The sequence below is a fragment of the Shinella granuli genome (genome assembly GCF_004341885.1).
GTDB lineage: Bacteria > Pseudomonadota > Alphaproteobacteria > Rhizobiales > Rhizobiaceae > Shinella > Shinella granuli.
In genome coordinates this window covers 114,945-137,495 of sequence record NZ_SLVX01000003.1, presented here as the reverse complement: position 1 = coordinate 137,495, position 22,551 = coordinate 114,945, and the positions used below count along the sequence as shown (strand labels likewise).

The following is a 22,551-nucleotide window of genomic DNA, read 5'->3' as shown; positions in this document are numbered from 1 at the left end:
TTCAGCTTGAAGAGGAAGGTCTCTTGAACAGATACGCCATCATCCTTGTGCTCGCTGGACTGTACGGTGGCGAGGCTGCTCATGCCGCAGACGCCGCGAGCGGCCAATCTGAAGAACCGGCTCCTGTCGTGGATGCGACCTCGACCTGGGCCTTGCAGGTCACACCGTATATGTGGGCGGCGGGTCTAAAGGGGGAGATATCACCGTTCAGGCGGGCTCCGACAATCGGGATCGAGAAATCGTTCTCCGATGTTATGGACGATCTCAATTTCGGCGGCTTCGTGAATGTGTGGGCACGCTATGATCGGTTCGTCTTCTCGGGCGATATGATGTATGTCGACACCACCGACAGCCATGCATTCGGTCCCTTGCCGGCCCTGCCGATAGCGGTGCCGCCCGGCACCGTCATCAACGGGAGCGTCGACAGCAAGCAGTTCATGGCCACGCTGCAAGGCGGCTATCGCGTCGTCGATACGCCGGATTTCACGCTGGATGCTCTCGCCGGCGCGCGCTTCTGGCACATTTCGAACGATGTGACGGTCAGTGCTCTCGGCATGTCGCGCACCTATGGCGAGAGCTTCGGCTGGGTGGACCCGGTGGTCGGCATCCGCGCCTTCCTTCCCCTGACCGACAGGCTGTCCGTGCAGGCGCAAGCGGATGTCGGCGGCTTTGGCGTGGGGGCCGACATCACCTGGTCGGCGCTCGCCACGGTCAACTATACCGTTACCGATCATCTCTCCATCTCCGCAGGCTACAAGGTGCTCGATGTCGACTACGCCCGGGCCGGCCATGTCTACGATACGCGCCTGAGTGGCCCCGTTCTGGGCATGACGCTCCGATTCTGACTGAAGGCCTTATGACTGTGCAGTAAATCGGGGCAGCAGCTTCCGGCACTGGGCAGGCGAACCGCCTTGCGCGATCTGGCCCGTCTCCACCATCAGCAAGAGCTTGCCAAGGGCTTCGTCCAGATTCAGACCCTGCCGGGCCAGCCGTTGTGGTTAACGTCTGGTTGCCGCTCACAAAATCACTCGCCGTAACAATCTGCTTTCTTTCGTGCATGGACAGAGGATTGCAAAAGCGCTAACGAGACCCATGATCAAAAGACAGGCAAAAGTTGACAGCGCCGGTGCCATCGCTTCGGCAATCCGCACCGTTGAAACGGAAATGGCCGGCCTTACCGCTCTTTCGGCGGCTCTCCAGGGGCGGCTCTTCGACGCTTTTTGCGAAGCTGTTCGCGTCATCGGCGATATCAGCGGTCGCGTGATCGTGACGGGCATCGGCAAGTCGGGGCATATCGGGGCGAAGATCGCCGCGACGCTCGCTTCCACCGGCACGCCGTCCTTCTTCGTGCATCCCGTCGAGGCCAATCACGGCGATCTCGGCATGATCGGCCGTGACGACGTCATCCTCGCCATGTCCTGGAGCGGCGAGACGGCCGAATTGCAGGGCATCGTCTCCTATTCCCGTCGCTTCTCCATCCCGCTGATCGCCATCACCTCGGGCGAGCGCTCGGCCCTTGCCCGCGAGGCGGATACGCTGCTGCTGCTGCCGAAGGAGCAGGAAGCCTGCCCGCACGGCCTGGCGCCCACCACCTCCACGCTGATGCAACTGTCGCTCGGCGATGCGCTCGCGGTTGCGCTTCTCGAAGCCCGCGGCTTCACCGCGACGGATTTCAAGACCTTCCATCCCGGCGGCAAGCTCGGCGCCAGCCTTTCCCATGTCGGCGACATCATGCACAGCGGCGAGAACATGCCGCTCGTCCCCCTCGGCACCTCGATGCCGGATGCCGTCCTGCTCCTGTCGCAGAAGCGCTACGGCTGCGTCGGCGTCGTCAATGACGAGGGCATCCTCGTCGGCATCGTCACGGACGGCGATATCGCGCGCAATCTCTCGCGCAACCTTGCCGAACTCAGCGTCGACGAGATCATGACGCGGGCGCCGAAGACGGTGAAGCCGACGACGCTGGCGACCGCCGCACTCGGCCTGCTGAACCAGTACAACATTTCCGCGCTGATCGTCACCGACGAGACCTTCCGTCCGGTCGGCGTCGTGCACTTCCACGACCTGCTGCGCATCGGCGTCGCCTGACCGGCGAATCCACAAGCATAAAGCTCAAGCCCCCCGTATTTCCTGAAATGCGGGGGTTTTGTTTGACTATACGGCCTCGACCGTCAGATCGCGGCCGTTGCTGGCCGTGACGCGCACGCGCGCGCCGACCGGAAGGTCCGGCCCCTGTACGCTCCACATCGTATCGTCGAGACGAATGCGGCCGCGGCCTTCGGTGATCGGCTGTTCCAGCGTCGCGGTGCGGCCGACAAGGCTCTGGCCGCGCTGGTTGAGATGCGGCTGGTCGGAGGTCTGGCCGCGCGTCTTGACGATGCGCCGGCCGATCAGCACGGCCACCAGCGACAGTGCGGCGAAGACCAGCCATTGGGCATGCCAGGTCCAGAACGCCGCGTCCCACAGGAGCAGCGAGAGGGCACCGGTGATGATCGCCGCGATGCCGATCCAGACGAGGAAGACGCCGGGCATCAGCACTTCGAGGATGAGGAGCACGATGCCGAGCACCCACCAGGCCCAGGGGCCGAGTTCCGTGACGATGCGCTGGATCATGCTCAGCTTCCCTGCGACGTATCGAACGGGTTGCGGAAGGCGGACGTCGAGGCAGTGGTGGTCGTGGCCGGTGTCGACTGGCGCGTGCGCGGCGTGCCCGCGGTCTGCGAGGAGCCGCCGTCGCCAAAGACTTCCCTTGCGATGGCGCCGATGCCGCCCAGCGATCCGACGAGCGAGGAGGCTTCCATCGGCATCAGCACGATCTTCGAGTTCGGCGCCTTGCCGATGGCAGCCATGGCTTCGGTGTATTTCTGGGCGACGAAGTAGTTGATCGCCTGCACGTTGCCGGCGGCGATGGCTTCCGAGACCATTTTCGTCGCCTTGGCTTCGGCTTCCGCAAGGCGCTCGCGGGCTTCGGCGTCGCGGAAGGCGGCCTCGCGCTGACCTTCGGCCTCAAGGATCGCCGACTGCTTGGCGCCTTCGGCGCGCAGGATCTGTGCGTTGCGGGCACCCTCGGCTTCCAGCACCTGCGCGCGCTTTTCGCGCTCCGCCTTCATCTGCCGGCCCATCGAATCGACCAGGTCCTTCGGCGGGGCGATGTCCTTGATCTCGACGCGGGTGATCTTGATGCCCCAGGGATTGGCCGCCTCGTCGACGACGCGCAGCAGCTTGTCGTTGATCACGTCGCGGTTGGACAGAAGCTCGTCCAGGTCCATCGAGCCCATGACCGAACGGATATTGGTCATGGTGAGGTTGAGGATCGCGTTTTCCAGATGGGCGACCTGATAGGCGGCCTGCGCCGCATTGAGGATCTGGTAGAAGGCGACGCCGTCTGCCGAAACGCTCGCATTGTCGCGGGTGATGACCTCCTGCGTGGGGATGTCGAGCACCTGTTCCATCACGTTCATCTTCGCGCCGATGCGGTCGATGAAGGGGATGATGAGGTTGAGGCCGGGCTCCAGCGTGCGCGTATAGCGGCCGAAGCGCTCCACCGTGTACTGATAGCCCTGCGGGATCGTCTTGATCCCGGCAAAGAGGATCAGGATGACCAGCACCACGAGGGCGATGACGACGATATCCAATCCGGCCAAATCCATAGTTCTTTTCTCCAACAGACAACGCGGCGCCGCGCCACTGTAAGGAATACGGGCCGCGACGCCAGTCTATTTGGACGAAGGCAAGATTTATCCGGGATCAGACCCAGCCGGAAAGCTCGCGCCGCACGACCTTTTCGAGAACCGCCATGCCTTCGGGCGAATCGTTGAGACAGGGAATGTGCGCGAACTTCTCGCCGCCATTGTGCAGGAAGCTTTCTGCGGCCTGTTCGGCGATCTCCTCCAGCGTCTCCAGGCAGTCGGAGACGAAGCCGGGATTGATGACGGCAATGCGCTTGATGCCCTCCTGCGCCAGCTTTTCCACGGTCTTGTCCGTATAGGGCTGGAGCCATTCCTCCGGTCCGAAGCGGGACTGGAAGGTGACAAGAAGCTTTTCCTTCGACCAGCCGAGCCGTTCGCGCAGGAGCCGCGCGGTCTTCTGGCACTGGCAGTAATAGGGATCGCCCTTGTCGAAATAGCTCTTGGGAATGCCGTGGAAGGAGGTGAGCACCCGCTCCGGTTCCCAGTCGAGCGTCGCCAGGTGCTTTTCGATTGAGACGGCGAGCGCGTCGATATAGGCCGGATCGTCATGATAGGGCGGCACGGTGCGCAGAGCCGGCTGCCAGCGCATCTTCAGGAGCGCCTCGAAGGCTTTGTCGTTGACGGTCGCCGTCGTCGCCGCCGCATATTGCGGATAGAGCGGGAAGACGAGGATGCGTTCGCAACCGGCCTTCTGCAGGTATTCCATGCGCGAGGCGATGGAGGGCTGGCCGTAGCGCATCGCCCAGTCGACGACGACCTCGGAATAGTCGGACAGCGCCTTGGCCATCAGTTCGGCCTGGCTGCGCGTATAGGTGCGCAGGAAGCTTTCGTTCCTCTCCTTGTTCCAGATCGTCTCATAGGCCTTGCCGACCTTGCCGGGGCGCGTGTTGAGCACGATGCCGAAAAGGATGGGATACCAGGCGATCCTCGGCCATTCGATGACGCGCTTGTCGGTCAGGAATTCCTTCAGGTAGCGGCGCATCGAGGTGTAGTCGGTACCATCAGGCGTGCCGAGATTGACCAGCAGCACGCCGACCTTGCCGTGCTTGACGGATGGGTGGTCGGCAGGCTTGGCGGTGGTGTCCTGCATGGTGCGGTCCTCGGCGTGCGGGGTGTCGTTCATTGCTCTCGGGCTTTGTCTTCTTGCAAGTGCATATGCAAGACCGCGGCATGCGCGCCGGATTGCTCCTGCACGACGGACGCCCGGTCGGCTCAGAATCGTTCTAAAAAGAAATACCGGCCCGGGAAAGCCCGGGCCGGCAGAAATAGTGGAGACAAATTGTCCTTATTTGGTCGGGATGGACAGCTCCGTGCCGACATGCAGGGCGCGCGGCCGCGGATTGCCGTTGGCTTCCGCGATCCTGCGCCACAGCGTGCCGTCGCCATAGGCCGCCTTGGCGAGATCCCAAAGCGTATCGCCGCGGACGATGACATGCTTACCGCCGGCTGCCACTGTTGCTGTTTCGGTGGTCGTGGTCGTGGCGGCGGTGCCCGATGCGGCCTCGCCGGAGGTTGCCGTGCCTTCCGCCGTCTTGGCGGCCGTGTCCGTCGGGGTTGCCGTTTCGCTCGTGGCTGGCTCGGCCTCGGTGCCTGCCGCGGTCTCCGTGGTCTCCGGGGTCTCGACGACCGTGGCATCGGCGACTTCCGTGATGCGGCCATCCGTGTAGGGCTGGTAGGGGCGGTGCGCGGCAAGATAGTCGGCGACGACCAGTTCGAGGTTCGGGCCGAAATCGTAGGCGTTCATGCCGGCGGTGGCGAAGATGGAGTAACCGTCACCACCCGCCCGCATGTAGTTGTTCGAGGCGATGCCGTAGGTCCTGGCCGGGTCGAGCGGTACGAAGGCGTCGCCCTCCTTCACCTCGACGGAGACGACGCGGCTGCCGGCCGGCTTCGACTTGTCGAAGGAGTATTTCATGCCGGAGACCTGGGGGAAGCGGCCGGCGCCTTCCTCGATCTGGCCGAGGCCGTTTTCGAGGGCGGCGAGGAGGTCCGAACCCTTGAGCTGGAAGGTGGCGACTGTGTTCTGGAAGGGCAGCACCGACAGCACCTCGCCCATGGAGACCGGGCCGCCGTCGATGGAGGCGCGCAGGCCCCCGCCATTGGTGATGGCGATCGTCATGCCCTGGCTCCTGGTGCGGTCGAGGATGGCGTCGGCCACCAGGTTGCCCATGGCGCATTCGGCGGCGCGGCACACCTCGCGCGAGCCGTCGATGGGCGCTGCGCTCTCGGCGACGATCTTGTTCTTCAGCTCCTCGATCGGGCCGCCAAGCTCCTTAATGCGGGCGAGCACGGCCTCGTCCGGCTTGACGGAGGAATCGATCAGGATCGGTTCGCCGGAGGCTTCCTTCACGACGCCCGCATCGTCGAAGACGACCTTGAGATTGCCGAGATACTTGGAATAGGCCGCGGCCTGCACGACGGGCACCTTGTAGCCGCCGGGATTGTCGACCAGCGTCGGATAGGGGCCTTCCGCCTTGTCCGAGGTGTTGGAAAGGAAGGTGTTGGTGTGGCCGCCGACCACCACGTCCACGTCGGGGATCCTGGCGATGGCCGCCAGATCGCGGGGATAGCCGACATGGGTCAGCGCGATGATCTTGTTGACGCCCTGCTTCTTCAGTTCGGCGATCGCCGCCGTGATATCGGCGACGTCGTCGCCGATCAGGACGTTCGGGCCGGGCGAGGAGAGTTCCGCGGTGTCGTTGGCGACGGCGCCGACGATACCGATCCCCTGGCCGCCCTGGTTCAGCACGATGAAGGGCTTGATGCGGTCGCCGATCTTCGAGCTGGCGCTGGCCGCGACATTCGCGGTGACGACCGGGAACGCGACCTTGTCGAGGAAGGTGGCGAGGCCGTCCTCGCTGTCGTCGAATTCATGGTTGCCGACGGTCATGGCGTCGAACTTCATGAGATTGAGGAACTCGGCCTCCACCGCGCCCTTGTAGGTGGTGTAGAAGAGCGAACCCTGGAAATTGTCGCCGGCGTTCAGCAGCAGCACGTTCTTGCCGGTCAGCGCCTCGCGCTGGGCGTCGATGGCGGTCTTCAGGCGCGCCACGCCGCCGAAGCATTCGCCCTTGCCTTCCTCTTCGTCCGAGCAGGTCGAATCGAACTTGTTGATCGCCTCGATGCGCGAATGCAGGTCATTGATATGCAGGATGTTCAGCTCGTAATCGGCGAGCGCCGAGCCGCTGGAGAGCGCGATGAGGGAGGCGGCCAGAAGGCCGGATCGGAAAAACGTCATGGTCCTCTTCTCCTTGTTTGCCCGCGAAGGCGCGGGAGGGGCGATCCGCTTCTCGATAAACCGGAAACATGACAGCCAGCCGGCGGATGTTTTCACCGGTCGCGGACGAGTTCAAGAGAAAAGAGGAGAGGCCGCAGGCCACCCATGTTTATGAGCCGAAACGAAAAAAGGGCCTTGCGGCCCTTTCGTGACGATGTCGTTCGCTCAGGCGCGGCGGGCGAGCGAGAACTGTGCGCCTTCGGCCGTCGTGCAGTTGAGCTGGCTCTGGCTGACGAGCGCGCAATTGACCTTGGACTGGGTGTTGCGCACCAGCGAGGTCATGTTGATCTCGACCAGCGTCGGCGACGTGTTGATGTAGGTGCCCGAAGCGAGAAGCTGGTTCGTGTCGGTGGTGCGCGTCGTGAACGTGCCGCCCTGGAAGGTGGAGACGATGCCGTTCGGGTCCACCCAGGCGCCTTCCACTCCCTGCGCCAGGGGGCGCTGGGTCACCGGCAGGTCGCGCGGCGCGCGCTCGGACTGGCAAGCGGCGAGTGCGACGGCGGCGGTCAGCAGGCTGAGGACTGTGATCGGCTTCATATGGGTCTCCCAGGGTCACGGCGGCGCGAACCACCCGTCCAATTCGGCAAACCATGCCGCGAAGAAACGTCGAAAGCAAGACGCGCCGCCGGGGCATCGGGTATTATCCCATTGAAAGCGTTTCAGACACCGCTGGCAAGTCCGCCACACCCCTCCTTCGTCATGCTCGGCCTTGAGCCGAGCATCCACCCGCTTGCGGACGCGGCTTTGGATCCTCGGCTCAAGGCCGAGGATGACGACAGCGGGTGGAACGAGGGGGTGCAACAAAGACGCCTGCGGGTCTGCCGCGGGCGTCCTGCCAGGGAATGAAAGCCGGTTCAGCGGACCAGGATGTTCCTGAACTGCCACGGATCCTTCGTGTCGAGATCTTCCGGGAAGAGACCCGGGCGGCCGTCGAGCGGGGTCCAGTCGGTATAGTGGCCTTCGACCGGGCCGAGATAGGGCGTCTGCACTTCCAGGCAGCGCTTGTAGTCGACCTCGTCGGCTTCCACGATGCCGGCCTTGGGGTTTTCCAGCGCCCAGACCATGCCGGCGAGCACGGCCGAGGTCACCTGCAGGCCGGTGGCGTTCTGGTAGGGGGCGAGGCGGCGGGTCTCTTCCAGCGACAGGCGCGAACCGTACCAGTAGGCGTTCTTGTCGTGGCCATAGAGCAGCACGCCGAGTTCGTCGACGCCGTCGACCAGTTCGTTCTCGTCGAGAACATGCAGCACCGGCTGCTGGTTGCCGCCGTTGCCGAACATCTCATGTAGCGAGATCACGGCGTCGTTGGCCGGGTGGTAGGCATAGTGGCAGGTCGGGCGGTAGGTGACGTGGCCGTCCTTGTCGCGCACGGTGAAGAAGTCGGCGATCGAGATCGACTCGTTGTGGGTGACGAGGAAGCCGTATTGCGGGCCGGGCGTCGGGCACCAGGAGCGCACGCGCGTGTTGGCGCCGGGCTGCTCCAGGTAGATCGCGGCCTTGCAGCCCTTCTTGTGCTTCTTGGCGTTTTTCGGCATCCAGTTCTCATGGGTGCCCCAGCCGAGTTCGGCCGGCTGCAGGCCTTCCGAGATGAAGCCTTCCACCGACCAGGTGTTCCAGAAGGTATTGAACGGCTTCGGGTTCCTGGTGCGCTGGGTATCGCGCTCGGCGATGTGCACGCCCTTGACGCCGACCTTCTTCATCAGCTTGGCCCAGCCTTCGCGGTCGTCCTGCGTCGGCTCCTCGAACTTCACGCCAAGGTCCTTGGCGAGGTTCACCAGCGCCTGCTTGACGAACCAGGAGACCATGCCCGGATTGGCGCCGCAGGTGGAGACCGCCGTCGTGCCACCGGGGTGCTTTTCCTTCTCCTTGCGCAGCGTCTCGCGCAGCGCATAGTTGGTGCGGTCGGCGTTCTTCATGCCCTTGTCGAAGTAGAAGCCGAGCCAGGGTTCGACGACCGTGTCGATATAGAGCACGTCGAGCTTGCGGCAGAGCTTGATCAGGTCGACGGAGCCCGTGTCGACGGAGAGGTTGACGCAGAAACCCTGGCCACCGCCTTCCGTGAGAAGCGGCTTGAGGAGATCCTTGTAGTTCTCCTTGGTGACATGCGCCTTGACGTGGCGCACGCCGTGGCGGGCGTAGATTTCCGCGTCGGCGGCGTCTTCGCGCGGCTCGATGACGATCAGCCGGTTCCGGTCATACTTGAAGTGGCGCTCGATCAGCGGCAGCGTGCCGCGCCCGATGGAGCCGAAACCGATCATCACGATCGGGCCGGTGATCTCGCCATAAACCGGATAGGTGCTGTCTGCCATTTGGTTCTCCTGCGGCCGGCCGCTTTGCTGTAAAATCAGGGTCTCGACGGGCCCCATAGCATAATATGGCAGCGCTAGAGCACAGTTTTCTGTCACAATAAAGGGTGGCTGCGGTTTTCCGTCGTGATATTCTTAACCGGCCGCAACCGCCCGCAATTCCGCCACCAGCGCCGCCCTTTTCGTGGCAAGCCCCTTGTAGGTCGCCTGCGGCAGGTTCAGCGCTTCGAGCTGGTCGGCGAAGACGGTCGCGATCCTACGCGCCTCGGGCAGCCTGCGCAGCGCGGCGAGCGGATCGGTGTAGATGCGGATGGTGAAGAGGATGTCGCCGGAGACCGGCAGCTTGCGCAGGGTCTGGCGCTCGACGCGGGCGAAGGTGGTCTCGAGCGACAACGCGTGCCCTTCAGGCAGGGCGCCATGCGCCTTGGATGCCGGATAGTGCAGGTCGGCGTCCGGGTTGATCGACCAGTTGAAACGGAAGACCGGCTGCTCGACCTTGAGATTGTCGAACATGCGGTTGATCAGGAGGGCATTGCGCGTGCCCTCGCCGAAATCAGGCACGGGCGCATGGATATCCTCCATCCGCCGGCCGAACTTTTCCGGCAGCGACCAGGAGGAGGGGAAGGCGACGTAACCGGCGACGAGCCGCCAGCCGCTGTCGTCGCGGCGCATCAGCACGAGGTCTTCCTGCACCAATGCGCCGGCGGTGACGAGCGGGGCTTCGTCGGCAGCGAGATCGATGGTGCGGTCTTTGGTGGCGATCGCCGAGCCTGCGCGGCGATAGTGGGCCGGATGCTGCGCCGTCACATGCTCGGCGAGGAGGTCGAGAACCTCCTGCTGCGCGGCGCGTGTTCCGGCCTCCTCCACGAAGACGGTGTCGCGATGTCCGGCGATCAGCCGGTTCTTTTCGAGAAGGTAGCGCTCCAGGTCGGCGTCCGGCTCGATCCAGCGGGCGGGGTCGAGCGGGCCGAGGCCGATGGTGAAGAGACGGGCGGAACCGTCATAGGGCGTATGGACCGGCTGTTTCATGCCAGCTTGCCCCGGATCAGCCCGCGCAGCGAATTGCCGACGAAGACCGTGCCACGGGCAAGATCGTCCGGTCTTAATATCTGTTCGACGGCCTTGCCGCTCTCCAGCAATTCTTCCCGCAGCACGCCGGCCAGCAGGCCGCAGGCGAGTGGCGGCGTTTTCAGCACGCCGGTGCCGTCGTCGAGGAAGAGCGAGGTGATGGTGCCCTCGCAAAGCTCGCCGCGTTCGTTGAGGAGGATCACCTCATCCACCTCCGCTGCCGGGAATTCGGCACGGGCCGCGGCATAGGCGGTGCGGCGGGAGGTCTTGTGGCGGAGCAACGGGTCGGCGGAGGCGAGACGGGTGGCGGCGATCTTCAGGTGCCATGTCGTGTCCGCCGGGAGGGGCGTGAAGGGGGTGGTCTGCACCTCGATCCGGCCGTCGGCGAAAAGTTCGAGACGGATGCGGAGAGGTGAGGGGTGCGGCGCACCCCCCTCTGCCCTGCCGGGCACCTCCCCCTCAAGGGGGGAGATCGGCGGGAAGCCAGGGTTTCCTTCAAAAGCGGTCGGTGTCGCTGCCGCGCCGTCTGCCTGATGGAGTGGTGAGCGTCCTCCATCGATCTCCCCCCTTGAGGGGGAGATGCCCGGCAGGGCAGAGGGGGGGAGCGCAGCGAACAAGGCCTGCCGTGCCCCCTCGGCCCCCGACAATCCCAGTTCCGCCGCCGAGCGCGCCAGACGCGCCAGATGCCGCTCCAGCCGCACGAAGCCGGATTCCCAGCGCAGGGTCTCGATCAGCGAGATATCCATTGATCCCCCACCGCAAAGCGTGCCTTCAGCAAGCATTCCTCGTATTCCGCCTCGGCAGTCGAATCGAAGACGATGCCGCCGCCGACATTGAAGACCGCCTCGCCATCCTCGAAGATCGAGACGGTGCGGATCGCCACGTTGAAGCGCATGGTTCCGTCCGGTGCGATCATCCCGATCGCGCCGCAATAGGCGTCGCGCGGGCCGTCCTCCAGGTCGTGCAGAATCTTCATGGCGCTCATCTTCGGCGCGCCGGTGATCGAGCCGCAGGGGAAGAGGGCGGCGAAGATGTCACGGATCGAGATCCCGGGCAGGAGTTTGGCCCGCACATGGCTCACCATCTGGTGCACGGTGGGATAGGTCTCGACGGCGAAGAGTTTCGGCACGTGAAGCGTGCCGACCTCGGTGATGCGCGAGATGTCGTTGCGCAGCAGATCGACGATCATGCGGTTTTCCGCCTGCGACTTCGGATCGGCCTGCATGGCGGCGATGATCTCGGCATCTTCCGCTACGCTCGTTCCGCGCGGCGCGGTGCCCTTCATCGGATGCGTCTCGATCCAGCCGTCCTTGTCGACGTCGAAGAAGAGTTCCGGCGAGCGGGAGAGGAGCTGCGGCCCGTCGAGCGAGACGAAGGCGCCGTAGCGCACGGGCTGGCGCTCGATCAGTGACCAGAAGGCGGCGAGCGGGTCGCCGGCCCAGCGGGCGCGGATCGGCATGGTGAGATTGGCCTGGTAACAGTCGCCCTGGCGCAGATGCTGGTGCAGGCGGTCGAAGCGGCCGCGGTAGGTCTCGAAATCCCAGCCGGCTTTCGGCTCGGTGAGGAAGGGTTCGTTTTCAGTGCGCTGGCGGGGTTTTGCCAGCGGGTGGTCGTCCGCCGGCTTTTCGAAGATGCCGAAACTCATCAGCGGCGTCGGGCGGTTCTCCACGGCGAAGGGAGCGAGCTTCTCCTCGAAGAGATGGCCGGCCTCGTAGCTCATGAAGCCGGCGATCCAGTGGCCTTTCGCATGTGCCGCCTGCAAGGCCGCGAAGGCGGGCTCGAAGCCGGCGCGCTCGCGCACGGTGACGACGCCAAGCGGCTCGGCGAAAACCACCGTCCGGTCCTCACGGTCGTCCCTGAGGAGCACAAAGCGTTCGCGGTCGGTCATGCGCGGCTTCTTCTTTCGATGTCAGGCCTTATCAAGCGCTTCCAGTTCGTCGATCAGCCCTTCGATCATCGACAGTCCCTTGCTCCAGAACGACGGATCGCTCGCATCGAGGCCGAACGGCTTCAGCAGCTCGGTATGATGCTTGGTGCCACCGGCCTTGAGCAGGTCGAAATACTTCGCCTGGAAGCCGGCTTCCGCCCGCTGGTAGACGGCATAGAGCGAGTTCACCAGGCAATCGCCGAAGGCATAGGCATAGACATAGAAGGGCGAGTGGATGAAGTGGGGGATATAGGCCCAGTAGGTCTCGTAGCCTTCCGAAATACGGATGGCCGGGCCGAGGCTTTCCTCCTGCACGGAAAGCCAGAGTTCGCCGATCCGGTCGGCGGTGAGTTCGCCTTCCTTGCGGGCGGTGTGCACCTTGCGCTCGAATTCGTAGAAGGCGATCTGGCGCACGACCGTGTTGATCATGTCCTCGACCTTCTGGGCGAGCATCGCCTTGCGCTCGCGCTTGTCCTTCGTCTTGTCGAGCAGGCTGCGGAAGGTCAGCATCTCGCCGAAGACGGAGGCGGTCTCGGCCAGCGTCAGCGGCGTCGAGGCCATCAGAGCGCCCTGGCCGCCGGCAAGCACCTGGTGCACGCCATGGCCGAGTTCGTGGGCGAGTGTCATCACGTCGCGCGGCTTGCCCATATAGTTGACGAGCACATAGGGGTGCGCGGAGGGCACCGTCGGATGGGCGAAGGCGCCCGGGGCCTTGCCGGGACGCACCGGCGCGTCGATCCAGCCCTTGTCGAAGAATTCTTTGGCGATGTCGGCCATTTCGGGCGCGAAGGCGCTGTAGGCGGAGAGCACGGTGTCGCGTGCCTCGTTCCAGGGGATCACCGCGTCGGGTGTCTCGGGAAGGGGCGCGTTGCGATCCCAATAGTCCATTTGCTCCATTCCGAGCCACTTCGCCTTCATCGCATAGTAGCGGTGTGAGAGGCGTGGATAGGCTTCGCGTACGGCCGCGGCCAGGGCTGCGACGACTTCCGGCTCGACGCGGTTGGCAAGGTGCCGGCTGTCGGCGATGTCGGAAAAGCCGCGCCAGCGGTCGGAGATTTCCTTGTCCTTGGCGAGCGTGTTGGTGATCAGCGTGAAGGTGCGGATATTGTCCTTGAAGGTTTTCGCCAGCGCTTGCGCCGCCTCGCGGCGGTCGTCCGGGTTCGGCGACTGGAGCTGGTTGAGGGCGATTTCCAGCGGCACCTCCTCGCCGTCGATCGTGTAGCGCAGCGAGGCCATGGTCTCGTCGAAGAGCCGGTTCCAGGCCGCCGCACCGGTCATCGATTTTTCGAGGAAGAGCTGTTCCGTCTTGTCGTCGAGCTGGTAGGGCTTGTCCTTGCGCAGGTCCTCGATCCACGGGCGGTAGTGCGCTGCAAGGGCGTCATTTGCCAGCGCTGCCTCGATGCGCTCGCCCGCTATCCTGTTGAGTTCAAGCGAGAAAAACAAAAGATGCGCGCCGAGATCGGTCAGCTTCGACTGAATGTCGCCGTAGAATTTTCCGTTCGCCGGATCGGTCGTGTTGGTGAAATAGGTAAGGCCCGCAAAGGAGATGAGGCGGCCCATCACGTCTTCCAGCGCCTCGAATTCGCGGATGGCCGCGCCGATACCCTCGTCGCCCGTCTTTTCCGTCGCGGCGTCCAGCCTGCCCTTCCATTTCGCCTCGAAGGCGAGCGCATCGGCCTCGGCCTTCTTCATGTCGCCCTCAAATTCCGGGGACGCCTGCGAGGGATAGAGATCGGCAAGGTTCCAGCCGGGAAGATCGCCCAGTTCAGCGGCTGCGGCGGCGTCGGCCGGCGCGAAGGCGATGCGGGGGGATCGGGAAAATCGGGTCATCGTCTGTCTCTCTTCCGGGGATGGGCGGATCGGCCCCTTGCTTGCGTCGGCAATGGTTAAAATGCAAGCCTTTCTCAAAACGGCATGTTCAACCCTTTCTGCCATGGTCCGCTGGTGTCTAGTTCCCTTGGGGCGTGCATGACGCACGCCTTTAGGCAAGGAGGTTCCAGTGACGGCCCATATTCTTGTCATCGACGATGATCCTGTCCAGCGCAGGCTGTTGAAGAACATGATCGAGCGCTCCGGCCATGTCGCCCATATGGCGGAAAACGGCCGTGCGGGCCTCGATCTGCTCGATCGCAAGGGCGGTCTTATCAATGTGATCCTGCTCGACCTGATGATGCCGGAAATGAACGGTTCGGCCTTTCTGGAAGCGCTGGCCGAACGGGAGAACACCATTCCGGTCATCGTGCAGACGGGGCAGGGCGGCATCGAGACGGTCGTGATGGCGATGCGCGCCGGCGCCTTCGATTTCGTGGTGAAGCCGGTCTCGCCGGAGCGGCTGAACGTCGCCGTCGGCAATGCGCTGAAGATGGACCAGCGCGAAGGCCGCGGCCGCGGCGGGCGCCGCCACCGCAGCGAGACGGTGCATTTCGACGATATCGTTTCGGCCAGCCCCGAAATGCTGCGCGTCATCGAGCTCGGCCGCCGTGCCGCCCAGTCGAACATTCCGGTCGTGCTGGAAGGCGAATCGGGCGTCGGCAAGGAAATGGTCGCGCGCGCCATCCAGGCGGCGAGCGACCGGGCGCACAAGCCGTTCGTCACCGTCAATTGTGGCGCGATCCCGCACAATCTCGTCGAAAGCATCCTGTTCGGCCACGAGAAGGGCGCCTTCACCGGCGCGACGGAGCGCCATACCGGAAAGTTCATGGAGGCCGACGGCGGCACGCTGTTCCTCGACGAGATCGGCGACCTGCCGCTCGACGTGCAGGTGAAATTGCTGCGCGCGGTGCAGCAGGGCGAGATCGAGACCATCGGCGCGCGCTTCCCGCAGAAGGTCAATGTCCGCCTCATCTCGGCGACCAACCGCGACCTCATCAACGAGGTGCGCGAGGGCCGTTTCCGCGAGGACCTCTACTATCGCCTCAACGTCTTCCCGGTGACGATCCCGGCGCTGCGCAAGCGCAAGGAGGATATTCCGGTTCTGGTCCGCGCCTTCGTGCAGCGTTTTGCCGGCGAACAGAAGCTCGCCCGTCCGCTCGGCGTTTCCGCCGCTGCAATGGCGCTGCTGACGGCCTATGACTGGCCCGGCAATATCCGCCAGCTCGAAAACGCCATCTTCCGTGCCGTCGTGCTCTCGGAGGGCGCGGAGCTCACCGCTGCCGACTTCCCGCAGATCGCCGCACAGGTGCCGGGCTACGGTCTTGCCGAGGACGGTGCCGTCACCTGGGAATCGGCAAGCCAGCGCACGCCCGAGCCGGCCGCCGAAACGCGCCTGCCCAGCGTCTATCCGGACTTCCGCCCGAACGAATCGCCAAGCGCCGAAACCGGCCCGGAAAACGCGATCGCCAGCGTCGACAAGGGCGGCCACGTGCGCAAGCTGGCCGATGTGGAGGAGGAACTGATCCGCTTTGCCCTGAAGTTTTATCATGGCCAGATGAGCCAGGTTGCCCGCAAATTGGGCATCGGCCGCTCGACTCTCTATCGCAAACTGAAGGATTATGGCATCGATCCGGACGATCCGTTGAAAGAAGCTGCGTAAAAACCCTTGGAATCCCGGCCACTTGCGATTTCTCGATTGCCGTTTATTCCCTGTTAGTGGATTGTTCACTATAACGGGTGCGCGACGACGAGTGTGGCGTATTTGCCATGCTCTCACCGCAATTGGCAGTCATCTGGGATAACGGACGTTCGTTGTCCTTCGGACGGGGAAAGAGTTGGCAAATTTGTTCGCATCGATGAAGCGCCCCGGGGCATCCCTGGGCAGCCTCTGCAAGACAGTGTTGCAAAAGCTGCCTAAGGCTTTGTCCACGGCTGTGCTGTCTGCTGCCCTCATCCTGCCCACGGCCATTCCCGCCACGGTCCAGGCCGAAAGCGGCAGCCGGACGCTGAAGCTCTATTTCATCCACACCAAGGAAAAGGCCGAGATCACCTTCAAGCGCAACGGGCGCTATGATGCGCGCGGCCTGAAGCAGATCAACCAGTTCCTGCGCGACTGGCGCCGCAACGAGCCGACCAAGATGGATCCGCGGCTCCTCGACCTCGTCTGGGAAGTCTACCAGAAGGTCGGCGCGACCGGTTACATCAACGTCGTCTCGGCTTATCGCTCGCCGGCGACCAACGGCATGCTGCGCTCGCGCTCCAAGGGTGTCGCCAAGAAGAGCCAGCATATGCTCGGCAAGGCGATGGACTTCTACATTCCGGGCGTCAAGCTCGCGACGCTGCGCGCCACAGCCATGAAATTCCAGGTCGGCGGCGTCGGCTATTATCCGACCTCCGGCTCCCCCTTCGTGCATCTCGACGTCGGCAGCGTGCGCGCCTGGCCGCGCATGAGCCGCCAGGAACTGGTCAGCCTGTTCCCGGACGGCAAGACCATGCACGTTCCGACGGACGGCAAGCCGCTGCCGGGCTACCAGCAGGCGGTTGCCGACTACAGGCGCCGCGTCGGCGCGGACACGATCCAGGTGGCCGGCGGCGGTTCCACCCCGGCGGCGTCCAAGCGCAAGGGCGGCTTCCTGGCTGCCCTCTTCGGTGGCGGCGGCGACGAGGATGAAGAACCCGAAATGATCGCCAGCAGCGCTACCATTGCCGACAACTTCGACGAAGGCGGCGCGGGCGCGAAGAGGAAGGTCGTCGAGGAGAAGAAGCCGGTCGTGACGGAAGTCGAGACGGAGCTTGCCTTCACCGCGCCGGTGCCGGGCAGCCGCCCTGCCTTCAAGGCCGCCGAGACGGCGAACGAGCTTGCCCTTGTCGCCCCGACGACGAGCACCGCCGTTGCGGCCCTCGAAGCGGCGACGACCGAAGAGCAGAAGCCTGAATTCGAGGACCTTGCGGCCTACAAGATCCCGCTTCCCGTCCTGCTCGGTGCGCGCACCGAACCTGGCGATGCCGAGCCGGCCGCGATCATGACCGCGGAAGCGGCCGTCGAGGATGCGGAAGAACTGGCCATGGTGCCGGTGCCGGGCCTGCGTCCCGAGGTCTCGCTCGACCAGTCGCAGACCGCGCTGATGGCCGCCGCGGAAGCCGATGTCGCCCTGCCCATTGCTGCCGATCGCTCCGGCCTTGCCGCGCTTGCCGATCCGACGGCGGATGGCACTGCGGGCGGCCCGGTCGAAATGGCGGCGCTCGTCTCCACCAATGCCCGCGGCACGCGTTCGCTGGCAGGGCTCGATGCCTTCGACGGCAAGCCGGCTGAAGAAACGATGTCCAAGGGCGGCCGCCCGAAGAAGAAGGATGCCGATGCGGCGAGCCGCGGTGCCATCCGCACCGAGCCGAAGCTGACGCAGAAGATCATCTCGCAATGGGCGCTGACCCAGGGCCGCGTCGCGACGTTCTCCAAGCCCGTCAAGGCGCCGCGCTTTGTCAGCCGCACGCTGCGCGCCGCGCCGACGACCGTCTACATGGCCGGCTTCCAGCCGGAGGAGAAATCCATCGACGCCGGCCGCTTCAGCGGAACTGCTGTGAACTTCATGGAAGTGCGCAAGTTCCAGAGCGCCGAGAACTGAGATTTGGGTTCATTCCCAACAAAAGACCCGCCGGAGTGATCCGGCGGGTTTTTTATTGATCGGCCTTGCTCGCCGACTCCCGTCATCCTCTGGCTCGACCCGAGCATGACGGGAGAATTCCAGGATGCTTGACGGCGTATCACGCGTCCGGCGGCAGCTCGACCATGCCGAGGGCCTGGAGATAGGTGTCGAGGATGGCTTCCTGCTCCATGCGCTCGTCCTTGTCCTGCTTGCGGATCTGGATGACCTTGCGCAGGATCTTGGTGTCGAAGCCGACGCCCTTGGCCTCGCCATAGACGTCCTTGATGTCGTCGGCGATGGTTTTCTTTTCTTCCTCGAGGCGCTCGATCCGCTCGATGAACGCGCGAAGCTGGTCGCGGGCGACGCCGTGGGCATCCGACATGGTCTTCTCCTTGGATGGGATAAAATTCGAAGGCCGTGACTTGCCGCGAACTTCCGGCAAGATCAAGGCCTGCTCCCCGATTTTCACGGGGGTAAGGCTCATTCCTTCGGGCGGTTCACCTCGAAGGCGGCCTTCTGCGCCTCGCTCGCCTCGCGCTGGTGGCGCGCACGCCATTCCTCATAGGGCATGCCATAGACGATCTCGCGCGAGGCCTCCTTGTCGAGGGGCACGCCCGCTTCGTTCGCCGCCTCGCGGTACCAGTTCGACAGGCAGTTGCGGCAGAAGCCGGCAAGGTTCATCAGGTCGATGTTCTGCACATCGCTGCGCTCGGCGAGGTGCCTGATGAGGCGCCGGAAGGCGGCGGCCTCGAATTCGGTCTGCTGTTCCTTGCTCAGGTCGGTCATCGTCTTGGCCTCAATAGGGTCCCGTGCGGGAGGGAAATACGGTATAGGTGTGCAGCGTCTCGTCCGCATTCAACCGGGCGAAGATCGGCGCGAGCCGCTCCACCCAGCGGGCGATACCGGCGGGTTCGGCGATCTCGTCCTGGCGGATTTCGATGAGGGCATGCGGGATGCCGGGCCGCATGCAATGGCGGAACATCGTGTCACCGCGCAGCGCCCCGTCATAGGGTTCGTTGTCGCCCACCACGACGTCGCCTTGCGCCTCGAGCCCGGCCAGCAGCGGCTGGACGGCGCGCGGGTCGCTGTCCCAGAGCACGGTCACCTGCCAGGGCCGGGCAACCCCCTTCCAGGCCGGCGTGAAGGAATGCATGGAGAGGACGAGCGGCGCCCTGCCGGTCTTTTCCGCGACGGCCTTTATCGTCCGGGACACGGCATCGTGGTAGGGGCGATGGAAGGCTTCCAGCCGGTATTGCCATTCTTCTGATGTGATTGGGTGATTGCCTGGAATGATCGCGCCGTCGGAAATGCGCATCACCAGCGTCGGATCGTCCTCGCCGCGGTTGGGGTCGATCAGGAGGCGGGAAAAGCGGCTCATGACGACAGGCGCGTTCAGCCGGGCGTTCAGGCCGCGTACCACGCCCTCGACGCCGATATCGTAGGCGATGTGGCGCTCGAAGGCGCTGTCCGGCAGGCCAAGGCGACCGTAGCGTTCGGGAAGACGATTGGTGGCGTGGTCCGCCAGGATGACGAGCCCGAGGCCGAGGTCGCCGTCGATGATTTCGAAGGGGGAGTGATCCTGCATGCCTTTTGCCGAATGTGCATCGCTCATGCCGACTGATCGCATGGGGCAATGGGAGCCGCAAGCGCAGTGCCTCGCCTTTCGGGAAAGAATCCTTCTCTCGTCGTGAAATTGTAATCGATTAGTGTTGCGTTGACATTCATGCCCCGCCGTCGCAAGAAAGCGCGAGATCAAATCAACGGAGTTGCATCGGAAGCCGTGAGAGCCAAGAGCCATCGCCCGTTTTTCCCGAAAGCCCGCGGCCTAGTCCAGGCCGGCCTCTTTGCTTTCGCAGGGTTTGCCGCCCTTTCCGTGCCGGATACGGCAAGAGCCGATTTCCGCGTCTGCAACGGCACGCAGAACCTTGTCGGTGTCGCCATCGGCTACCGCGCCAAGGAAGGCTGGATCACCGAAGGCTGGTGGCAGGTTCCCGCGACCACCTGCGCCACGCTGATCGAGGGCGAGCTGCAGTCGCGCTACTATTACCTCTATGCCGAAGATGCCGCCCGCGGCGGCCGCTGGACCGGCGACGTCAACATGTGCGTCGCCGAGAACGAGTTCAAGATCACCGGCGTGCAGGACTGCTTCGCACGCGGTTTCCAGCGCATGGGCTTCAAGGAATATGACACGGGCCGACAGGGGAGCTGGATGGTGCAGCTCTCAGATACGCCAGGGACCCAGGAAAGCCAGAACTGATGAGACGGAACAGAAAAGTCAAAATCCTCGCCACGCTCGGACCCGCATCGTCCGACGAGCAGATGATCCAGAAGCTGCATGAGGCCGGGGCCGATCTGTTCCGCATCAATATGAGCCATGCCAGCCATGACGTGATGCGCACGCTGATCAGCCGCATCCGCGCCGTGGAAGCCCGCTGCGGCCGCCCGATCGGCATCCTCGCCGACCTCCAGGGCCCGAAGCTGCGTGTCGGCAAGTTCGCCAACGGATCGGAAGAGCTGAAACCCGGCCAGACCTTCACGCTCGACAACAAGGACGTGCCCGGCGACAACACGCGCGTCTACCTGCCTCATCCGGAAATCCTGGAAGCCGTCAAGCCCGGCCATCGCCTGCTGATCGACGACGGCAAGCTGCACCTGCGCGCCGAAAGCTCGGACGGCAAATCCATCGTCTGCACCGTTGTCTCCGGCACCAAGATCTCCGACCGCAAGGGCGTCAGCCTGCCCGATACGCTGCTCGGTGTCGGCGCGCTGACCGAGAAGGACCGCGTCGATCTCGATGCGGTTCTGGCGACCGGCAGCGTCGACTGGGTGGCGCTCTCCTTCATCCAGCGCCCGGAAGACCTTGCCGAGGTGCGCAAGGTCGCCCGCGGCCGCGTCGGCCTGATGTCGAAGATCGAGAAGCCGCAGGCGATCGAGCGCATCGACGAGATCATCGAACTGTCCGACGCGCTCATGGTGGCGCGCGGCGACCTCGGCGTGGAAATGCCACTGGAAGCCGTTCCGGGCCTGCAGAAGCAGCTCATCCGCGCCTGCCGCCGCGCCGGCAAGCCGGTCGTCGTCGCAACGCAGATGCTGGAATCGATGATCTCCGCCCCCGTGCCGACCCGCGCCGAGGTCTCTGACGTCGCGACCGCCGTCTTCGAAGGCGCGGACGCCGTGATGCTGTCGGCCGAATCCGCCTCCGGCGACTATCCGGTCGAAGCTGTCTCCACCATGGCTTCGATCGCCAGCAAGGTCGAGCGCGACCCGCACTATCCGGGCATCATCTATGCCCAGCGTTCGACGCCGGAAGCCACGGGCGCCGACGCCATCTCGCTCGCCGCCCGCCAGATCGCCGAGACGCTGAAACTGTCGGCCATCGTCTGTTACACCTCGTCGGGCACGACGGGCCTGCGCGCCGCGCGCGAGCGGCCGGAAGTGCCGGTCCTGGCGCTCTCGCCGGTCATCGAAACGGCCCGCCGCCTCTCGGTCGTCTGGGGCCTGCACTGCGTCGTCACGGGCGATGCGGAAGACCTCGACGACATGGTGAACCGCGCCTGCCGCATCGTCGTCGCGGAAGAATTCGGCAAGCCGGGCGACCGCATCATCATCTCGGCCGGCGTGCCGCTGCGCACGCCCGGCGCGACGAACATGCTGCGCATCGCCTATATCGGCGCGGACGGCGTCAGCGGCGTCTGAGCCTGTTCTTCATGAACCCTCGCAAGGCGGGCCTCGGCCCGCCTTGCCGATTCCTGACGACCTTCTCCAGCGCCCAGATGGCAAGGTCCGTGACGGTGTAGTCCGGTTTGTGGCGAGAGTGTCGATCCAGGCGGGTTCCTCGCCGCAGGCTATGTGCGCTGGCCGGTCAGCTTTTCGGCGAGGTTGCCCATTTCCTTCTGCGCCTGCCGCTCGCTCGGATAGATGTCGAGGAAGCGTTCCCAGGCCCTCAGCGCCAGTTCGTCCCGGCCCGACTGCGCGAGGATCGCCGCCATGCCGGCGAGCGCGCCGAAGTGGCGCGGCTCGATGGCCAGCACCCGGTTGATGTCGGACATCGACTTGCGATAGTTGCCCATCTTGAAATGCAGCGTCGCGCGCCGGTTCCAGCCCTCGACATAATCGGGCTTCAGGCGAATCGCCTCGTCGAGGAAATCGAGCGCTGCGGCGTTCTTTTCCTCTGAAATGGCCTTGTCGGCCCACCGGATAAGAAGGTTGATGCTGGCGCTGCCCGATTCCTGCCATTCCCGGCGGATCTGGTCGGCAATGCCGCGGGCCGTATCCGCATTGCCCTCGTGTTTCAGCTCGGTGAAGAGCTTGTCGAGGCGCTGCGCCTGGGTCGTGAAGGTGCTGGAGGCGGGATCGACTGATGCCTTGTCCACCGCCTGCGCAAGCGCAGCGGTCGGTGCGGTACCGATCATGGCGAGGGAAAGACAGAGTGCTGAAAGCATAAAAAAGCGCATGGCGGTTATGGTAAACCGCCATGGCCCAACTTCAAATCAATATTTCTCGATCATCACATCCCGCTCGCGGGATGGCGACCACGACGCCAATCAGCCCTGGCGAGCCTTGAAGCGCGGGTTCTGCTTGTTGATGATGTAGATGCGGCCCTTACGGCGAACAAGGCGGTTCTCGCGATGACGAGCCTTGAGCGACTTGAGCGAATTCTTGATCTTCATTTTTCTGATCCGCGTATTGCAGGGCGACTCGAGTTCGCCGGATTTCCTCAATCAAAAACGCGCCGTTTCGGGCGCGCTCTCGGGTTAGCAGGCATGTACCT

The 22,551-nt window shown here is 64.3% G+C and carries 21 protein-coding genes; 6 read left to right on the top strand and 15 right to left on the bottom strand.

What is annotated here, in order from left to right; genetic code table 11:
• Nucleotides 1-23: 23 nt before the first annotated feature.
• On the top strand, nucleotides 24-845 hold the full coding sequence (locus EV665_RS06855) for a hypothetical protein (RefSeq protein ID WP_380684854.1): 822 nt from the start codon (nucleotides 24-26) through the stop codon (nucleotides 843-845).
• A gap of 247 nt (nucleotides 846-1,092) precedes the next feature.
• Nucleotides 1,093-2,088, top strand: a complete 996-nt coding sequence (locus tag EV665_RS06850) for a KpsF/GutQ family sugar-phosphate isomerase (protein ID WP_064331166.1) — start codon at nucleotides 1,093-1,095, stop codon at nucleotides 2,086-2,088.
• A gap of 66 nt (nucleotides 2,089-2,154) precedes the next feature.
• Here EV665_RS06850 and EV665_RS06845 read toward each other — a convergent pair whose 3' ends face one another.
• The 10 genes from EV665_RS06845 to EV665_RS06800 form a co-directional block, all read right to left on the bottom strand.
• Complete coding sequence (locus EV665_RS06845) at nucleotides 2,155-2,613, bottom strand: NfeD family protein (protein WP_133033520.1); 459 nt, start codon at nucleotides 2,611-2,613, stop codon at nucleotides 2,155-2,157.
• 2 nt (nucleotides 2,614-2,615) lie between these two features.
• A complete protein-coding gene (locus tag EV665_RS06840; RefSeq protein ID WP_162852996.1) occupies nucleotides 2,616-3,650 on the bottom strand; it encodes an SPFH domain-containing protein in 1,035 nt (344 codons plus the stop codon).
• A 97-nt stretch (nucleotides 3,651-3,747) separates the two neighbouring features.
• Nucleotides 3,748-4,779, bottom strand: a complete 1,032-nt coding sequence (gene hemH, locus EV665_RS06835; protein WP_133033742.1) for a ferrochelatase — start codon at nucleotides 4,777-4,779, stop codon at nucleotides 3,748-3,750.
• Nucleotides 4,780-4,974: 195 nt separating this feature from the next.
• Nucleotides 4,975-6,927, bottom strand: a complete 1,953-nt coding sequence (locus EV665_RS06830; protein ID WP_133033519.1) for a 5'-nucleotidase C-terminal domain-containing protein — start codon at nucleotides 6,925-6,927, stop codon at nucleotides 4,975-4,977.
• A 204-nt stretch (nucleotides 6,928-7,131) separates the two neighbouring features.
• A complete protein-coding gene (gene omp10 / locus EV665_RS06825) occupies nucleotides 7,132-7,503 on the bottom strand; it encodes an outer membrane lipoprotein Omp10 (protein WP_133033518.1) in 372 nt (123 codons plus the stop codon).
• 317 nt (nucleotides 7,504-7,820) lie between these two features.
• Nucleotides 7,821-9,272 (bottom strand): homospermidine synthase, encoded by a 1,452-nt coding sequence (locus tag EV665_RS06820; protein ID WP_064331161.1) that lies wholly within the window; start codon nucleotides 9,270-9,272, stop codon nucleotides 7,821-7,823.
• Nucleotides 9,273-9,404: 132 nt separating this feature from the next.
• Nucleotides 9,405-10,298, bottom strand: a complete 894-nt coding sequence (locus EV665_RS06815) for a heme-dependent oxidative N-demethylase family protein (protein WP_133033517.1) — start codon at nucleotides 10,296-10,298, stop codon at nucleotides 9,405-9,407.
• On the bottom strand, nucleotides 10,295-11,083 hold the full coding sequence (locus tag EV665_RS06810; RefSeq protein ID WP_133033741.1) for an aminotransferase class IV family protein: 789 nt from the start codon (nucleotides 11,081-11,083) through the stop codon (nucleotides 10,295-10,297). Before EV665_RS06810 ends, EV665_RS06815 begins: the two co-directional genes overlap by 4 nt.
• Nucleotides 11,068-12,225, bottom strand: coding sequence for an aminodeoxychorismate synthase component I (locus tag EV665_RS06805; RefSeq protein WP_133033516.1), 1,158 nt, complete (start codon nucleotides 12,223-12,225; stop codon nucleotides 11,068-11,070). Before EV665_RS06805 ends, EV665_RS06810 begins: the two co-directional genes overlap by 16 nt.
• 21 nt (nucleotides 12,226-12,246) lie before the next feature.
• A complete protein-coding gene (locus EV665_RS06800; RefSeq protein ID WP_133033515.1) occupies nucleotides 12,247-14,094 on the bottom strand; it encodes a M3 family oligoendopeptidase in 1,848 nt (615 codons plus the stop codon).
• 169 nt (nucleotides 14,095-14,263) lie between these two features.
• On the opposite strand from EV665_RS06800, the gene EV665_RS06795 reads away from it, so the two are divergent.
• Nucleotides 14,264-15,796 carry a sigma-54-dependent transcriptional regulator gene (locus tag EV665_RS06795; RefSeq protein WP_064331156.1) on the top strand — a complete coding sequence of 511 codons (1,533 nt, stop codon included), beginning with the start codon at nucleotides 14,264-14,266 and terminating at the stop codon, nucleotides 15,794-15,796.
• A 175-nt stretch (nucleotides 15,797-15,971) separates the two neighbouring features.
• Entirely contained in the window at nucleotides 15,972-17,759 is a 1,788-nt protein-coding gene (mepK, locus tag EV665_RS06790; RefSeq protein WP_380684860.1) for a peptidoglycan L,D-endopeptidase MepK, read from the top strand.
• A 139-nt stretch (nucleotides 17,760-17,898) separates the two neighbouring features.
• Here the strand turns inward: mepK and EV665_RS06785 are convergent, their stop codons facing one another.
• The 3 genes from EV665_RS06785 to EV665_RS06775 form a co-directional block, all read right to left on the bottom strand.
• Nucleotides 17,899-18,162, bottom strand: a complete 264-nt coding sequence (locus tag EV665_RS06785; protein WP_064331154.1) for a DUF2312 domain-containing protein — start codon at nucleotides 18,160-18,162, stop codon at nucleotides 17,899-17,901.
• 98 nt (nucleotides 18,163-18,260) lie between these two features.
• On the bottom strand, nucleotides 18,261-18,566 hold the full coding sequence (locus tag EV665_RS06780; protein WP_133033514.1) for a DUF1244 domain-containing protein: 306 nt from the start codon (nucleotides 18,564-18,566) through the stop codon (nucleotides 18,261-18,263).
• A gap of 10 nt (nucleotides 18,567-18,576) precedes the next feature.
• Nucleotides 18,577-19,365, bottom strand: a complete 789-nt coding sequence (locus EV665_RS06775; protein ID WP_133033739.1) for an N-formylglutamate amidohydrolase — start codon at nucleotides 19,363-19,365, stop codon at nucleotides 18,577-18,579.
• Between the two features lie 288 nt (nucleotides 19,366-19,653).
• On the opposite strand from EV665_RS06775, the gene EV665_RS06770 reads away from it, so the two are divergent.
• Complete coding sequence (locus tag EV665_RS06770; RefSeq protein ID WP_342636205.1) at nucleotides 19,654-20,037, top strand: DUF1036 domain-containing protein; 384 nt, start codon at nucleotides 19,654-19,656, stop codon at nucleotides 20,035-20,037.
• Nucleotides 20,037-21,476, top strand: coding sequence for a pyruvate kinase (gene pyk / locus EV665_RS06765; protein WP_133033512.1), 1,440 nt, complete (start codon nucleotides 20,037-20,039; stop codon nucleotides 21,474-21,476). The genes EV665_RS06770 and pyk overlap by 1 nt, the downstream gene beginning before the upstream one ends.
• Nucleotides 21,477-21,625: 149 nt before the next feature.
• Here the strand turns inward: pyk and EV665_RS06760 are convergent, their stop codons facing one another.
• Both EV665_RS06760 and ykgO read right to left on the bottom strand, forming a co-directional pair.
• Complete coding sequence (locus EV665_RS06760) at nucleotides 21,626-22,243, bottom strand: tetratricopeptide repeat protein (RefSeq protein WP_064331149.1); 618 nt, start codon at nucleotides 22,241-22,243, stop codon at nucleotides 21,626-21,628.
• Between the two features lie 81 nt (nucleotides 22,244-22,324).
• Nucleotides 22,325-22,450 carry a type B 50S ribosomal protein L36 gene (ykgO, locus tag EV665_RS06755; RefSeq protein ID WP_024271182.1) on the bottom strand — a complete coding sequence of 42 codons (126 nt, stop codon included), beginning with the start codon at nucleotides 22,448-22,450 and terminating at the stop codon, nucleotides 22,325-22,327.
• Between the last annotated feature and the right edge of the window lie 101 nt (nucleotides 22,451-22,551).